Here is a 14,523-nt window from a genome sequence, read left to right as displayed (position 1 = left end):
GCCTACCCCGCCTTGCCGACCAACTGGACCAGCTCGGCGGTGCGATTCACGTAGCCCCACTCGTTGTCGTACCAGGCATATACCTTCACTTGCGTGCCGTTGGTGACCATGGTGGACAGCGCGTCGACGATGCTCGAACGCGGATCGTGCAGGAAGTCGATCGACACCAGCGGACGCGGTTCGTAGCCCAGGATGCCGTTGAGCTCGCCTTCCGCGCCCTGCTGCAGCAGCCGATTCACCTCTTCCACGGTGGTAGGGCGCTCGACCTCGAACACGCAATCCGTCAGCGACGCATTGGTCAGCGGCACGCGCACGGCGTGACCGTTCAGGCGACCCTTGAGCTCGGGGAAAATTTCGGCGATGGCCGTCGCCGAGCCGGTCGACGTCGGAATCAGGCTGCTGCCACACGAACGCGCGCGGCGCAGGTCCTTGTGCGGGGCATCGACGATGACCTGCGTATTGGTCAGGCTGTGGATCGTGGTCAGGCTGCCATGACGGATGCCCAGTCCCTCATGGATCACCTTCACCACCGGCGCCAGGCAATTGGTCGTGCACGACGCGGCCGACACGATGCGGTGCCGCGCGGGATCAAAGCGCTGATGGTTGACTCCCACCACCACGTCGAGCGCGCCTTCGGCCTTGACCGGCGCAGTCACCACCACCCGCTTCACCCCTTGGTCCAGATACGGCTGCAGCACGTCGGGCTTGCGGAACTTGCCCGAGGCCTCAAGCACCACATCGCAGCCGGACCAGTCGGTGGCGGCCAGTTCCTTGTTGCGGGTGACGGGGATGCGGGTGCCATCAATGACGATGGCGTCGCCATCGGCCGCCGCCACGTGCTGCCAGCGGCCGTGGACCGAATCGAAGTTCAGCAGGTGCGCCAATGTCGCGGCATCGCCGGCCGGGTCGTTGATCTGGACGAACTGCACCTCAGGATTGCCCCATGCCGCGCGCAGGGTGAGTCGCCCCATGCGGCCAAAACCATTGATGCCAACGCGAATGCCCATGTGATTGCCGTCAAGTCGATGGAGGAAGAAAGGTGTGGAGACCAGCGGTTGTCACTTACCGAAGCATTTGGACCGGTCTCCACCGCAGCAGTGCTGGGTCAGGTAGTCCACCAGCCCCTGCATTTGTTGAAAGTTGGCGCGATAGCGGATGTAGCGCCCCTGCTGCTCGCCCTCGATCAGCCCGGCATGGGCCAGGTTCTTCAGGTGGAACGACAGGGTCGCCGCCGGCAACTCGAATTTTTCGATCAACTCGCCGGGAAAAGCCCCCTCCGGACCCAGCTCAACCAGATGGCGGAAGATGGCGAGCCGTGAGGCGTGCGCCAAAGCGCCCAACGCGGGGACGGCCTGCTTTATATCCATAATTCCAGCATAGTGGAACAAATGTGACAGGCACAATCATGGCAATCAGCTGCCCCACCCTTCCAACCGCGCTTGTCTGCAGCGAGCTTGCGCTCACGCCACTCGGCGCCGGACGCCTTGGCCGCGCCCCCATGGTCGTCGCCGATATCCACGCATGAAGAAGGCCCAGTCCTCGGAAACGAATCCCCGGGTAGCTGAGCCTTCCAGTCGGAGCTGTTGCAGGAAACGTGAGTCTCGTGCTTTTTCTCCGGCAACACGAACTCTACGCTCCCCCGTGTTAGCGGGGCGTCAATAATCACCGGCCGTTTGTCGGCTGCTGCGCTAGGATGCGTGCATGTGCCTGATCGCCGTCGCCTGGCGCGCCCACCCCCGCTACCCGTTGGCGCTGATTGCCAACCGAGACGAATCGCACGCGCGCCCCACATCGCCCGCCGGTGCTTACCCGGATCTGCCCGGCGTGTTTGGCGGCCGCGATGGGTTGCAGGGCGGCAGTTGGCTGATGGTGTCGTCGAGGGGGCGGCTGGCCGCGGTAACCAACGTGCGCCAAGGCCTGGTCGCGGAGGCGGCGCCGCGTTCGCGTGGGCTATTGGTGACGCAGTTCATGCAGGACACCGCCACGTCGCCCGACTGGTGCACGTCGCTGGCACCCGACGCTCCGGATTTCGGTCGCTTCAACCTGTTGGCGTGGGATGGCAGCACGCTGGCGTTCGCCACCAACCATCCGGGCTTTGCCTCGCACCCCATCGAGCCTGGCGTGCACGCCATGTCCAACGGTGCCTTCGATGCAGTGTGGCCCAAGGGCGGGCATGCCACGGCCGCGTTGTCCGCATGGCTGGCCGGAGACGTGGCCGCTGCACGCGAGACGGATGACGTGGATTCGTTGGAACCGCTGCTCCAGGCATTGGCGGATACCACGCTCGCGCCCGATTCAGCTTTGCCCGATACCGGTGTGGGGTTGGCGCTGGAGCGCATGCTGTCGCCGCCCTTCGTGCGCAATGGCACGTATGGCACTCGCTGCAGCACCGTGGTTCTGGTGGAACGCGGGCGCCTGTTGTTCGTGGAACGTCGTTTCGGGCCCGACGCGGAAGTAACCGGGCAAACGGTGCAGGCACTGGCGATGCCCGAAAGTATCGCCTGACCCGAAACGCGGGTGGATGCGACGCGAGTTCGGCTTTGTTTCACAAGCTGAACGATTTTCCCTTGCAGGCCGTGGTTTTGCCGTGGCTTTCACGCGCCCACCGGCAAGGTGCCTGCGACGCACCAACGCGTTCCAGGAGAGCACACGATGAATACGACCAAGACCCTTCTCGCGATGGCCTTCGTGCTGGCGCTGGGCGCCTGCAACAAGGACCAGGCGAACATGTCCGCGCAGGACGCCGCCGAATCGGCTTCGGAAGCCCAGGAGGCCGCCAACAACGCTGCCGCCACCGGCGACGCCGCGGCGACCACGGCGGCCCAGGCTGCGGCTGATGCTGCTGCGGCGGCAGCCGATGCTTCGGCCACCACGGCGCAGGCCGTGTCGGGCGACGAAGTGACGCGCCGCGACGACCTGGCCGACTCCGCCGAGAAGGCCGCCGATGCCGCGGAACAGGCGCAGGACGCCGCCGAGGAAGCCGCTGCCGCGGCTGACGCCAAGAACAATACCGACGGTAAGTAATCCTTCGGTTGCCCCATTCGCCGGCCTGCGACTCCGGACACTCCTCGTCCCGCTCCAGGAGTCGCAGTGCCGGCGATTCTGTTTGAAGCTCTTGATTCCGTTTGCCGTTCCGAGCGCTACGCACTACGGGCGTGGCGCGCGTCGCAACTTCCAGATCGCGTTGCCCACGTCATCGGCGACCAGCACGCCATCCGCATGCATCGCCACGCCCACTGGACGGCCATGGGCCTTGCCATCCGCGCTGAGGAAGCCGCCGAGCACCTCTACCGGCGGACCGGCGGGATGCCCGGCTTGGAATGGCACGAACACCACCTTGTAGCCGTTGAGCGGTTTGCGGTTCCAGGAGCCGTGCAGGCCGACGAACGCGCCTTGTGCGAACCGCTCGCCCAGCGCATTCCCCGTCGAGAATGCCAGGCCCAGCGGCGCGACGTGGTTGCCCAATCCGTAATCCGGCCGCAGCGGTGTTGGCGAGGCGCCCGCCGGCAGCGGCACGCGGGTGTCGCGGTTCCCGCCCCAGTAGTACCACGGCCACCCGTAGAAACCGCCTTCGCTGACCGAGGTCAGGTAGTCCGGCACCAGGTTGTTGCCCAGCTCGTCGCGCTCGTTCACCACGGCCCACAGTCGTTGCGTGGTCGGCTCCCATGCGAGGCCCACGGGATTGCGCAGCCCCGACGCGAACACCCGCGTATCGCCTGAAGCGGGATCGATGCGCAGGATCGCAGCGCGGTTCGTTTCGGCAGCCATGCCGTTCTCGCCGATGTTGCTGTTGGAGCCCACGCCCACATAAAGGAAGCGACCTTCGCGATCGGCGAGCAGGCTCTTGGTCCAATGGTGGTTCAGCTGGTCGCCCTTGCCCGGCAGCGACACGACGTGGCGGAAAGGGCCAGCCTGCGTCGCGCCCGGAGTGTATGCCGTCGCGACAATCGCGTCGGCATTTGCGACGTACAACGTCGCTCCAATCAGCGCCATTCCGAACGGCGAGTGCAGGCCAGTGGCGAACGGAGTCCTCAGCTCGGCCACGCCATCCCCGTCGGCATCACGCAGCAGCGTGATCCGGTCGGCACTGGGAGTCCCCGCGCCAGCCTTGCCCATCACCTGCTTCATGATGGCGCCCTTGACGCCACGGATGCCTGACTTGCCCGAAGGACCATTGGATTCGGCAACCAGCACGTCGCCATCGGGCAGCACCAGTAGCCACCTCGGGTGGTCGAGACCGGCGGCGAAAGCGCTTACCTGGAGCCCGCGGGCGGGCACAGGCGTCTCACCCGCCGCCCAGCCCTCCGCCGGAGCGATATCCACGGTGGGGATGATCGGTGGCTTGGCCTTTGGCAGCGTGGGCTGGCTGCCCACGCCCGTGTCGCGCTCCGCAGGGACAGCACAGGCGGCCAGCAGCAAGGCAAGGCCAATGGCGGAATAAGGACGCATGGGGCCACAGTCGGGGAGTGTCCAACCCGTGTAGCACGCACCGCGGCAACGCCTTGTCTACGCGACGTCGTTGTTACGACGGACCTGATGCACTCCACGGCCACCAGCCGCGCCCGCATTGCGCGTAACGGTCCGCAGCGCGCTCGAACGGGTTGCGCACGCTCACCCCACCGCACAACAGGTATACGGGCAGGAACAGCGGTCCAAGCACCATGTACTGGTAGACATGCGCGCGCTCATGGTCGGCCAGCACGATGTGCGGCTCCGCCCCGTGGCCGGCGCGATGCGCGTAGGTGATGCAGGGCGAATCGAGCGTGTCGCCGGTATGCAGGATGACGTTGCCCATGGTCAGCGCGCCACCGGGGCCCCACGGCCAGCCGTGGAACACTACGGCCATGTCGCGTGGGCGCAGGTGCGCGTGCGCACCAAAGGCCATGCCGATGCCGCCCGCCAGCAGCCCCAACGCGGTATTGGGTGAGGCCCACGCAATGCCGAGCGCCTGCCCGGCGCGGCGCAACCAAGGGCTCAGGCGCCCTCCTCCGGCATGAGCAGCCACAGGATCAGGTACACCAGGATGCCGGGGAACGCCGCCGACGCGATCGAGACGATCACGAAAATGGCGCGCAGCAGAGTGGAGTTCCAGCCAAAGCGCTGGGCAATGCCGCCCAGGACACCGGCGATCATGCGGTCGTTACGGGAGCGGGTGAACGGGCGTGGCGTGCTCATGGCGTCAATCCTTGTGGCCTTGCCGGCGAGCATAGCGCGGGCCCGCCCCGCCGGCATGTGACCGTCAACGCGACCGCGCGGCCAGCCAGTCGTGGATGGCCTGCGGCACCTCGCGCTGGGCCCGGCTCGACACGTAGATGCCGATGTGCCCCCCGCGGAACGAGAGCTCGCTGTAGTCCTGGCTGCCCACCAAGCCCCCCAGCGCCTTCGACGCCTCGGGTGGCACCAGGTGGTCCTGCTCGGCGAAGATGTTGAGCACCGGCATGTCCACGTGGATGAGGTCAACCGGGTGGCCGCCGATGTCGATGCCGCCCTTGACGAAGCCGTTGCCCTGGTAGAACTGCTTGATGAACTGACGGAAGGCTTCGCCGGCCTGGTCGGGCGAGTCGAAGATCCACTTTTCCATGCGCAGGAAGTCTTCCAGTGCCTGCTTGTTGTCCAGGATGTCGACCAGGCCCACGTATTTCTGCACGAACAGCCGCCATGGCTTGAGCTGCAGGTAGGTGAAATTCATCATGTCGGCCGGCACGTTGCCCAGCGTGTCGACCATCAGGTCCACGTCCATGCCGCGGGTCCAGTTGGCCAGCATGTTGCCTTCGGTGTGGAAATCCACCGGGGTGACCATGGTGATGAGGTTGCGCACCTTGCGCGGGTTGAGCGCTGAATAGCAGAGCGAAAACGCGCCGCCCTGGCAGATGCCCAGCAGGTTGATGGCGTCCTGGTGGTACGCGCTGCGCAGGTGGTCGACGGCACCGCCGACCCAGCGCTGGATGTAATCCTCAAGCTCGAGGTAGCGGTCGGAGCGGTCGGGGTAACCCCAGTCCAGCACGTACACGTCCTCGCCGCGCTCCAGCAGCCCTCGCACGATGGACTTGTCCGACTGCAGGTCCACCATGTACGGGCGGTTGACCAGCGCATACACGATCATCAGCGGCACCTTGGCGGTGGGCGCGCGCTCGCCGATGAAGCGGTACAGCACCACCTTGCCGTCACGCCACACTTCCTCGCGGCGGGTGGCGCCGTAGTCGACCTCGTCGACCTCGGTCAGCGTCTCGAGGCCGGCGGCGAGCTTGTGCTGCATCTTCGCGGCTTCCTCGGCCAGCGACTGCGCGGTGAACCCGAGGGGGCCAAAGCTGTCGAAGGCATTCATGTCAGCGGGCTCCCTTGCCGGACTTGCTCACGGCCGTCTTGCTGGCGGCCTTCGCGGTTCGCGTGACCTTGCCCGGCTTGGCGCTGCGCGTGGCGACGGGTTTGCTGCGGCTGGGTGCTTTCGTGGCCTTCGACGCGGTGGCGCTTGCCGCAGCGGCTACGGGGTGCGCGGCCTTGGCTGCCTTCCCGGCAGCAGGCGAGGCTGTCCTGCCCTTGGCCGCCTTCGATGGCACGGGACTACGCTTTGCACCACCGGCAGATGACTTCGTGGCGGGTTTCGGAGTGGGCGTAGCAGCGCTGCGGGCACTGGAGTGCGTCTGGGCTGCCTTGCGCCGCAACGTGCCAATGGCATCCGAGAACGCACCGCCCTGCACCGGCGTAGGCCGTGCGGTGGGCGTGGCCGACATCGCGTGCACAAGGTCCCGCAGGCGGCGCACTTCGCGCTCCAATTGCACGATCTTGCGGTGTGCGGCGTCCACTTCGGTACGGCCCGGCACGCCCAGCAGTGCGCTGGCGCGTTCGATCTCGTCCTGCACGTGCTGGCGCACGCGCATCTGCGCGTTGGCCAGGTGGCCGTAGGCATCGCGAAAGCGCTGCGACAGCGCCAACTCGGCATACGCATCTTCCGCTGCGTCGATCCACAGATCGAACAGTGCGCGCGCGGACGTCAACTGGCGGCCGGGTTCGCTGCGCTCCGCCAGCAACTGCTCAAAGCGCTCGAAGGCGGTCTGCGCCGATTCGGCCAGCAGTGCATTGAAGGCCTGGCTGGCCGCCTGGTACTCGTCCTGTGCCTTGGCGGCAGCCTGCCAGCGCTCCTGGTGCTCACGCGCGAAACCAAAGGTAGGCACGTCCATCCAGCGGCCACGGTCGCGCTGCAGCATGTCCAGATAGGGGCGCACCTGCTCGATCCAGGCTTCGAAATCGTGCTGGCCGGGGCCGCGCATGTGCTTGAACACATCGGCGAAGGGGTTGGCACTGGCGCCGCCCAAGAGTTGCTTCCAGACGCGTGCGATCTCGCTGGCGTCGGCATTCTGGCCGGCGAATTGCGCGGCCAACTGCTGCATCTGCCCAAACCAGCCTTGCGCCTGGGCATTGAAGCGCCCCACGGCATCATTGGCCTGCGTCGGCCCGCCCTGCGCCAGTTGCGACCACCAGCGCACGGCATCATCCCAGCCGGGCACGCTGTTGGCGGGCTTGGCCGCCGCCCCGCGCATCATCTCGCCCCACGCGCTCCAGTATTGCTTGGCGATGGCGTCGAACTCATCCGTGCCGAAACCGCCCATCGTCCCGAAACCCTGCTTGGCCATCGTGCCCTCCCGCGTTTGCCATGATCATAGCAACGGGAATGTTGCAGTGCGCCAAGCCTTTCGGCGCACGCGACTCAAGGCTTGGGGATACGCAGGGTCTTGCTGATCATCAGCGAGCCGGACAGGGCGAACATCAGCACCAGCGGATGGAACTGCCATGGGCCCAGCTGGACCATCCCCAGCCACAGGTTCTGGCCAATCGCACCCTGCGCGGCCGCCACCGCCAGCACGATCACCAGCACCAGGCTGGTGGGGATGGGCGTGCCTTCGAAGTACTTGACCTTGCCCTCGTCGCCCGAGAGCTGCTCGGCAGTGACGTTGTAGCGTGCAAGACGGCTGACGCCGCAGCCGACGAAGTAGCTCAGCACCGCCCAGTCCCAGCCGCCCTGCAGGCCGCAAGCGTAGGCCAGCGCGGCGGGCGCCACGCCGAAGGAGATCACGTCGGCCAGCGAATCCAGCTCCCGGCCCAGCGTGGAGGCGGACTTGCGCCAGCGTGCGATGCGGCCGTCCAGCGCGTCGAACACGAACGCCAGCGGGATCAGCGCCATGCCGATCATCAGGTCGCGCACCACGCCCTCCTGCAGGAAGCGCATGGCGGCGAAGATGGCGCCGGTGCCGCAGAAGGCGTTGGCGAGGGTGAACCAGTCCGCAAGGTGGAACTCGCGGAGCATCGAGAAATGGCGGCGCGACATGGCGACTCCTGTCGTCGGCAGGTCAGTCGGTGACCTTCAGCCTGTCAGCCTGCCAAAGTCGAGGTGAACAGGGCAAGCACGGGTGTGCGCAAAGGCGACGGCGGTCGGCAACGGTTGGTTATGCAGTGCCGGCGCACGTCATTGGGCCGGCATGGCCAGATGGCGGGCTTCCAGCGGATTGCCCGCACCCCGCGGCACGGTCGGAATGACCGCGTCTGCGGGCAACGGGCCGTTGCCGTCCAGATGCGCCTGCAAACGGTCCAGCGCCTGGTACACGTACGGCAGCAGCGGCACATACCGCGCGCCATAGTCCGGCAGGCCCAGGAAACCGTCAAAATGCTGGGCGTTGCGTACCTGCCAGAAACGGACGTCGCGACCGGCCGCCTTCGCACCCGCCACATACGGCGCGCTGCTGAACGCCACCGGGATCAGGCCGTCGCTGGTGCCGTGCACGACCACCACGGGCAGGCCTGCGCGCGGGAAACCGGCGCGGGTCTGGGCCACGCCCGCATGCAACTTGGCGGCCAATGCTTCGTTGGAGTTGGTCCACAGCGCCCGCAGGCATTGCAGGTCTGCCATCGGACTGGACCCCGCCGGAGGGACGGCGAATACACCCGCGCCCGGCGGAATGCCGCTGGCATCGCTCCACCAGGCGGCCCGCTCGGCGGCGGTTGCCGCACGCGGCTTGCCTGCGGCATCGAGGGCGGAGAATCCGTAGCCGCACGGCATCTCGCCGAGCGGTGCGCGCGTGTACGCGGAGGCATAGGTCACCGCCACCGAACGCCACAGGTCAAAGCCCGCCGACAGGGCTCCGGCACGCAACGCGTCGTCGGTCCAGCCCACGTCGTGCAGGCGCTGGTACGCGGATGCGGCCAGCGCCGCGGTATCGGTACCGTCCAGCAGGCCGGCCTTGCCCAGCGCAGCACACTGCGCCGCCCACAGCGGCGCTACCTGCGCCTGCAGGGGCGGCTGCGGCAAAGGAGCCAGCGCCGGGTGCAACAACGCGCATGGCATCAGCAGCGCGGCCTCGGTGGTGTAGTCGTACAGAGCCCGACTGCCGTGCCCTTCCACCAGCACGTTGGGTTCGCCAGCCACCACGCCATCCAGCCAATCGCCCTCCATCTCCGCGGCGCGCAACACGGCGCCACCGCCATTGGAGATGCCCACGGCGATAACGCGGGTGTTGTCGAAGGTGAACGGTGCGGCCTGCGGGAACGCCGTATCCAACGAATTCAGCGCGAACTGCGCGGCCTGCTTGACGTGGTGGCCCCAGTCAGCCTCGGGGTTGTCGCCCGAATGCGCATGCTTGAACGCTATGCCGGTGGCGCCAGCGGGGGCTTGTGGTGCGAATGCCAGGCCATCGGCGGCTGGGCCGACGGTGCCATCCAGGCGCACGCCCTGTCCGCTATCGAGATCGAAATAGTCGGTGCCCGCGCCCTTGTCGGTGTGCGCCACGGCGCAGCCCTTGGGCAGGCCCCATGCGCTGGCGACGGCGATGGCGCCATACACCCCGCGCGAACCGGAGGCCGCGGCCACCACCACGCAACGGCGCTTGAGGTCGAAGGCGTCGGGCACCTGCACCAGCACGCGGTGCGGCTGTTGCGCACCCGGCACGGTGGCCAGGGCGCTGAATTCACGGCCTGGGACCGCATGCGTGCTCCCGTAAAGGCTGCCGTACCCGCCGCCGGGCGTGAGATCGGCAATGCCGCGCCAGTTGGCCCACAGCGCCCGACGCCGCAGTTCGACGGACGTGGGTGCAGTGGCCTCGATGAACGCCGGTGGGGTCATGGCCCGCAGGCCCTCCAGCCCCAAGCCCGCCGTCAGCAGGTCGTCATTGCCGCGATGCTCGGTGATGCGCATGGGACCAAACACGTCGTCGTCTCCCGTGGTGCGCGTCACACCGACGCTGCTGCAGCCTGCCGCTGCAAAGGCGGCACTGGCGAAAGCGAGGCGCAATGCGCGCATGAGCGGGCGGCGGAGGGTCATGGAGATCTTCATGCCGCGAGCGTAGCAAGCCATACCCCGCTCCTCATCGTACTTTGGTACCACCTCCCCGCGGCGCACAGCGCGGCCTTGGCTTGCTAGGCTAGGCACGAAGCCGAGCCCGACATGCCCTCACTCCTGATCGCCGACGACCACCCGTTGTTCCGCGCCGCCCTGCGCCAGGCGGCCACCGAGGCCGTGCCGGACACCGTGGTGGCGGAAACCGACAGCTTGGACGGCGTACTGGCAGCGCTGGACGCCGATGCCGGCATCGACCTGGTGCTGCTGGACCTGCACATGCCCGGCAACCATGGACTGGCGGGGCTGGCGGCCGTGCGCGCCCAGCACCCCGAGGTGGCGGTGGTGGTGGTATCGGCCAACGACGACCCGCGCGTAGTGCGGCGTGCGCTGGACCACGGCGCGGCAGGATATCTGCCGAAGAGTTCCGGCCTGGAAGAACTGCGCGATGCGGTGCGTGCGGTACTGGCATGCGAACAATGGCTGCCCGCATCGCTGCGGGCCGCCGTGTCGCGTACGCAAAGTTCCAGCAGCGATACCGATCTCGCCTCGCGTCTGGCCAGCCTTTCCCCGCAGCAGTTCCGCGTGCTGACCTACGTGGCGCAGGGCTTGTTGAACAAGCAGATCGCTGATCGCCTGGACGTGCAGGAGCGCACCGTGAAAGCACACCTGTCAGCGATCTTCGAGAGGCTGGGCGTGCGCAACCGCACGCAGGCTGGCGTGATCCTGCGCGAACTTGAACTCAGCGACCCGGCGCGGCAGATCGCCGGCTAGGACACGGGCTCCAGCGGCTGCAACTCGCGCGAGGCGAGCAATCGGTCCAGCACCGACTTCAGCGCCAGCGGTTTGAGGGGCTTGCGCAGCAGCGTGAACCCAGCCGCCTGCACCTCGCGACGCACGGCTTCGCCGGCGTCCGCGCTCAAGATCACCGTGGGGCGTGCGCCGAAGCGCGCCGCCAGCCGCTCAACAACGGCCGGTCCGGTATCGCCATCGTCGAGGTGGTAGTCGAAGAGCCACAAGGCCGCGGGGCCCTCGGCCAGTGCCGCGGCCGCCTGCTCGCCATCGCCCGCGGTGACCACCTCGCACCCCCAGGTGCGCAGCAACTGCGCCAGCGCATCCAAGGCCACTGAGTCATTGTCCAGCACCAGCACGCGCGTCCCGGACACGCCCAGGCGCTGTGCAGGAAGCGGTGCGACGATACGCGGGCGTCTGCCCACGCGCTGCACCTGCAAGGTGAATGCCGTGCCCCTCCCGGGCCGGCTGCGCAAGCCGATGGGCGCCTGCAGCAACTCGGCGATGCGGTCGGCGATGGCCAGCCCCAACCCCAGTCCCTGCCCCGGCGCGTCGTCCCCGCGCCGGAACTCTTCGAAGATGCGCTTCTGTTGCTCAACCGGGATGCCTGGACCGGTATCGAGCACCTCGATGCGCAACGACCCATGCCCCGCGCGCACCCCGAGCAGTACCGAGCCAGTGGGCGTGTAACGCACCGCGTTGGCAAGGAAGTTCTGCAGCACGCGGCGCAACAGTTGCGGGTCGGTCCGCACCCATGCGGAACTGGGCACGTAACGGAATCGCAGGCCGTGCGCCGCGGCGATGGCACCGAATTCCGAGGCGAGCGGATCGAGCACTTCGGCGATGGGCAGTTCGCGCGGCTGCGCCTCCAGGCCGCCGGCCTCCAGGCGCGACATGTCCAACAGGCCGTTAAGCAGGTCGCTGGTGGAGTCGAGCGCGCCTCCAATCTGTCGTACCGTCGCGCTCTGTACCGGATCGCGAAGCTGCTGCGACAACGCGTCGGTGAACAGCTGAGCCGCGTGCAGCGGCTGCATCAGGTCATGGCCGATGGCGGCAAGGAAGCGGCTCTTGGCATCGTTGGCCCTTTCGGCCTCGCGCTTGGCGGCCTCCAGGTCCACCGTTCGTTCGGCCACGCGCTGCTCCAGCGTTTCGTTGGCCTGGATCAGGCCCGCCTCGGCGTGCCTGAACTCGGTGACGTCGGTGAACGTGGCGACAAAGCCGCCGCCAGGCATGGGGTTGCCGCGGATCTCGATGATGGTGCCGTCGGGAAGCACGCGCTCGGACAGGTGCGGGGTGCCCGCGCGCATGAAGGCCAAGCGGCGCTCCAGCGCCTGCTCGGTATCCGGACCATGCGCCACCTGCGCCAACGCCCAGCGCGACAGGTCCGCAATGGGCCGTCCAATCTGCAGCAGTTCCTCGGGATAACCGAACAATTCCACGTAGCGGCGATTCCATGCCACGAGCCGCAACTGCGCATCCACCACGCTGATGCCCTGCGACATGTTCTGCAGCGCCGCCTCCAGCACGCGCTGGTTGAAGCGCAGGTCGGCCGATGCGACGCCGACGATGGCGGCCACGGTATCGAGGTCCTGGCCCGCCTCCCGACGCGCGGCATCCAGCAGCACGCGTGCCGAAGCGGTGCCGAGCACGGCGGCCAGTTCGCGCTCCATGCGCGCCTCCACCTCGGTGGGTACCGCGCCTTGCCCTGCGGCGTCCACCAGCAACTCGTCCACGCGATCGCGCGACAGGAAGCGCAGACCGGCATCGCGCAGCGCGCGCGCGTCCAGCCCCAATCGCGCCTTGCGTGGGGCATCACTGCGCCACAGCGCGGCAAGCAGCGTGCCGAGCGTGCCCAGGAACAGGCTGGCGCCCACCGCGCGGCCCAAGCGACTCCAGCCCGTCAGTCCAAACAGCGCATCCGGCGCCAGCCACACCTGACCGAAGGGGCCAGTGGTCAGCCAGGCCGGCGGCGTGCCGCGCAATTCCAGGGTCATCGGCACCAGCAGCACCCACACCCATGCCGCGAAGCCAACCATGATGCCGGCCTGGGCGGCGCGCGCCGGAGTCTTTGGTCGCCACACCGCAAAGCCCAGCGCGGGCACCAGCGTGGCCAGCGCGGAAAACGACACGGCGCCCACATCGGCCAGCGCATCGCTGCCTGCGATGAGGCGGCTGTACGCCCACGCCAGCAGCATCGTCGCGACGATGCCGCCGCGACGCAACAACAGCACGTGGCCGCGCAGGTCTCCGCCGTCGTGGCGGGACCACACCCCGCGCAGCAGGCCGGGGGCAAACCAGTGATTGCCGATCATCAGGCTCAACGTCAGGGTGCTGACCACCACCATGCCGGTGGCGGCGCTGAGCCCACCCAGGAACCCGAACAGCGCCAGTGCTTCATGCCCCTGCGACAAAGGCAGCGCCAGCACGTACAGGTCGGAAGGCACCTGCCCTGCCAGCAACGCCTGCCCGGCCCTGGCCAAGGGGAGCACCGGCAGCGCGATCAATACCAGGTACAGCGGAAACAACCAGCGCGCCGTCCGCACGTCGTGCTCGTCGCGGCATTCCACCACCGCGATGTGGAACTGGTGGGGCAGGATGAACATCGCCATCGCACCCAACAGCACCAGGGGTATGAAGCCGCCCGAGGGCGCCGTGGGAGGTGGCGTGGCCGGCGTTGGCAGCTCGGGAAGGTCAAGGCCGAACCAGACGAAGCACCCCAGCGCCAGCATCGCTGCCAGCTTGAACACCGACTCGAAGGCCATTGCCAGCACCAGGCCGCGGTTGTGCTCGGTCGCGGAGGCACGGCGGGTGCCGAACAGCATCGCGAACAACGCCATCGCCAATGCGACATACAGGGCGATGTCCTGCCAAGCCGGGCCGGCCGCGTCGGCCGCCGAACGCGTGGTCAGCATCGAGAAGCTCATCGCTACAGCCTTGAGCTGCAGCGCGATATACGGAATGAGGCCCAGCGCGGCCACCAGGGTGACCGTGGCGGCCAGCCACGCATCCTTTCCGAGACGAGTGGCGATCAGGTCCGCGAGCGAGGTCGCGTTGGTGTCGCGCGCCAACCGCACCAGCCGCATCATGAATGCCACGGCCAATGCGTACAGCATGATCGCGCCCAGGAACGTGGGCGGCAGCGGCCAGCCATAGCGCGCGGCCTGGGTGACCGTGCCGTAGAACGTCCACGACGTGCAATGCACCGCCAGCGACAGCGCGTAGATGTGACGCCAATGGCGACCGAGCACGCCCGGATGCCGCTCTGCCCAGAGGGCGGTGCCGAACATCAATGCCAGCCACACAAGGCTGGCAAGCGCGACCGCGGTGAAACTCAGCATTCGCGCCTGGACTCCCCTACCCGGCCCGTGAACCGGTCAGCTTCACACTCGCTGCAGAAAGGCCGGCGA

General features: G+C 67.7%; 13 protein-coding genes. 3 read left to right on the top strand and 10 right to left on the bottom strand.

Annotation, left to right across the window (positions count from 1 at the left end; all coding sequences use genetic code 11):
- Nucleotides 1–2: 2 nt before the first annotated feature.
- Complete coding sequence (locus N800_RS03820; RefSeq protein WP_036135032.1) at nt 3–1,007, bottom strand: ArsJ-associated glyceraldehyde-3-phosphate dehydrogenase; 1,005 nt, start codon at nt 1,005–1,007, stop codon at nt 3–5.
- A gap of 51 nt (nt 1,008–1,058) precedes the next feature.
- Entirely contained in the window at nt 1,059–1,388 is a 330-nt protein-coding gene (locus N800_RS03815) for an ArsR/SmtB family transcription factor (protein WP_425476494.1), read from the bottom strand.
- A gap of 313 nt (nt 1,389–1,701) precedes the next feature.
- Here N800_RS03815 and N800_RS03810 point away from each other — a divergent pair, with 313 nt between their 5' ends.
- Complete coding sequence (locus N800_RS03810; RefSeq protein WP_036135030.1) at nt 1,702–2,505, top strand: NRDE family protein; 804 nt, start codon at nt 1,702–1,704, stop codon at nt 2,503–2,505.
- 147 nt (nt 2,506–2,652) lie between these two features.
- Nucleotides 2,653–3,024, top strand: coding sequence for a hypothetical protein (locus N800_RS03805; protein ID WP_036135027.1), 372 nt, complete (start codon nt 2,653–2,655; stop codon nt 3,022–3,024).
- 123 nt (nt 3,025–3,147) lie between these two features.
- Here the strand turns inward: N800_RS03805 and N800_RS03800 are convergent, their stop codons facing one another.
- The 7 genes from N800_RS03800 to N800_RS03770 form a co-directional block, all read right to left on the bottom strand.
- Nucleotides 3,148–4,449, bottom strand: a complete 1,302-nt coding sequence (locus N800_RS03800) for a PQQ-dependent sugar dehydrogenase (RefSeq protein ID WP_036135024.1) — start codon at nt 4,447–4,449, stop codon at nt 3,148–3,150.
- Between the two features lie 73 nt (nt 4,450–4,522).
- On the bottom strand, nt 4,523–5,005 hold the full coding sequence (locus tag N800_RS03795; RefSeq protein ID WP_425476493.1) for a hypothetical protein: 483 nt from the start codon (nt 5,003–5,005) through the stop codon (nt 4,523–4,525).
- Nucleotides 4,975–5,175: a PspC domain-containing protein gene (locus tag N800_RS03790; RefSeq protein ID WP_036135161.1), complete on the bottom strand. Its 201-nt coding sequence runs from the start codon at nt 5,173–5,175 to the stop codon at nt 4,975–4,977. Before N800_RS03790 ends, N800_RS03795 begins: the two co-directional genes overlap by 31 nt.
- A 64-nt stretch (nt 5,176–5,239) precedes the next feature.
- Nucleotides 5,240–6,325, bottom strand: a complete 1,086-nt coding sequence (locus N800_RS03785; RefSeq protein ID WP_036135021.1) for a class III poly(R)-hydroxyalkanoic acid synthase subunit PhaC — start codon at nt 6,323–6,325, stop codon at nt 5,240–5,242.
- A 1-nt stretch (nt 6,326) separates the two neighbouring features.
- Nucleotides 6,327–7,631, bottom strand: coding sequence for a class III poly(R)-hydroxyalkanoic acid synthase subunit PhaE (phaE, locus tag N800_RS03780; protein WP_052107887.1), 1,305 nt, complete (start codon nt 7,629–7,631; stop codon nt 6,327–6,329).
- Nucleotides 7,632–7,705: 74 nt separating this feature from the next.
- Entirely contained in the window at nt 7,706–8,323 is a 618-nt protein-coding gene (locus N800_RS03775) for a CDP-alcohol phosphatidyltransferase family protein (RefSeq protein ID WP_036135019.1), read from the bottom strand.
- Nucleotides 8,324–8,461: 138 nt separating this feature from the next.
- The gene (locus tag N800_RS03770; RefSeq protein ID WP_232227533.1) at nt 8,462–10,309 is read right to left on the bottom strand and encodes a D-(-)-3-hydroxybutyrate oligomer hydrolase; all 1,848 of its coding nucleotides are present in this window, start codon (nt 10,307–10,309) and stop codon (nt 8,462–8,464) included.
- A gap of 123 nt (nt 10,310–10,432) precedes the next feature.
- On the opposite strand from N800_RS03770, the gene N800_RS03765 reads away from it, so the two are divergent.
- Nucleotides 10,433–11,098, top strand: coding sequence for a response regulator transcription factor (locus tag N800_RS03765; RefSeq protein WP_036135017.1), 666 nt, complete (start codon nt 10,433–10,435; stop codon nt 11,096–11,098).
- Here N800_RS03765 and N800_RS03760 read toward each other — a convergent pair.
- A complete protein-coding gene (locus N800_RS03760; protein WP_036135015.1) occupies nt 11,095–14,454 on the bottom strand; it encodes a hybrid sensor histidine kinase/response regulator in 3,360 nt (1,119 codons plus the stop codon). The genes N800_RS03765 and N800_RS03760 overlap by 4 nt on opposite strands.
- Between the last annotated feature and the right edge of the window lie 69 nt (nt 14,455–14,523).

The sequence above is a fragment of the Lysobacter daejeonensis GH1-9 genome (genome assembly GCF_000768355.1).
In the GTDB taxonomy this organism is placed as follows: domain Bacteria; phylum Pseudomonadota; class Gammaproteobacteria; order Xanthomonadales; family Xanthomonadaceae; genus Aerolutibacter; species Aerolutibacter daejeonensis.
The sequence above is the reverse complement of the archived record's forward strand: the minus strand, read 5'-3'. Positions and strand labels throughout refer to the sequence as shown.

Excerpts from the sequence above, each read along its gene's own strand:
- N800_RS03820 (WP_036135032.1), bottom strand. The coding sequence starts at position 1,007 with ATGGGCATTCGCGTTGGCATCAATGGTTTTGGCCGCATGGGGCGACTC.
- N800_RS03810 (WP_036135030.1), top strand. The coding sequence starts at position 1,702 with ATGTGCCTGATCGCCGTCGCCTGGCGCGCCCACCCCCGCTACCCGTTG.
- N800_RS03805 (WP_036135027.1), top strand. The coding sequence starts at position 2,653 with ATGAATACGACCAAGACCCTTCTCGCGATGGCCTTCGTGCTGGCGCTG.
- N800_RS03800 (WP_036135024.1), bottom strand. The coding sequence starts at position 4,449 with ATGCGTCCTTATTCCGCCATTGGCCTTGCCTTGCTGCTGGCCGCCTGT.
- N800_RS03790 (WP_036135161.1), bottom strand. The coding sequence starts at position 5,175 with ATGAGCACGCCACGCCCGTTCACCCGCTCCCGTAACGACCGCATGATC.
- N800_RS03785 (WP_036135021.1), bottom strand. The coding sequence starts at position 6,325 with ATGAATGCCTTCGACAGCTTTGGCCCCCTCGGGTTCACCGCGCAGTCG.
- phaE (WP_052107887.1), bottom strand. The coding sequence starts at position 7,631 with ATGGCCAAGCAGGGTTTCGGGACGATGGGCGGTTTCGGCACGGATGAG.
- N800_RS03775 (WP_036135019.1), bottom strand. The coding sequence starts at position 8,323 with ATGTCGCGCCGCCATTTCTCGATGCTCCGCGAGTTCCACCTTGCGGAC.
- N800_RS03770 (WP_232227533.1), bottom strand. The coding sequence starts at position 10,309 with ATGACCCTCCGCCGCCCGCTCATGCGCGCATTGCGCCTCGCTTTCGCC.
- N800_RS03765 (WP_036135017.1), top strand. The coding sequence starts at position 10,433 with ATGCCCTCACTCCTGATCGCCGACGACCACCCGTTGTTCCGCGCCGCC.
- N800_RS03760 (WP_036135015.1), bottom strand. The coding sequence starts at position 14,454 with ATGCTGAGTTTCACCGCGGTCGCGCTTGCCAGCCTTGTGTGGCTGGCA.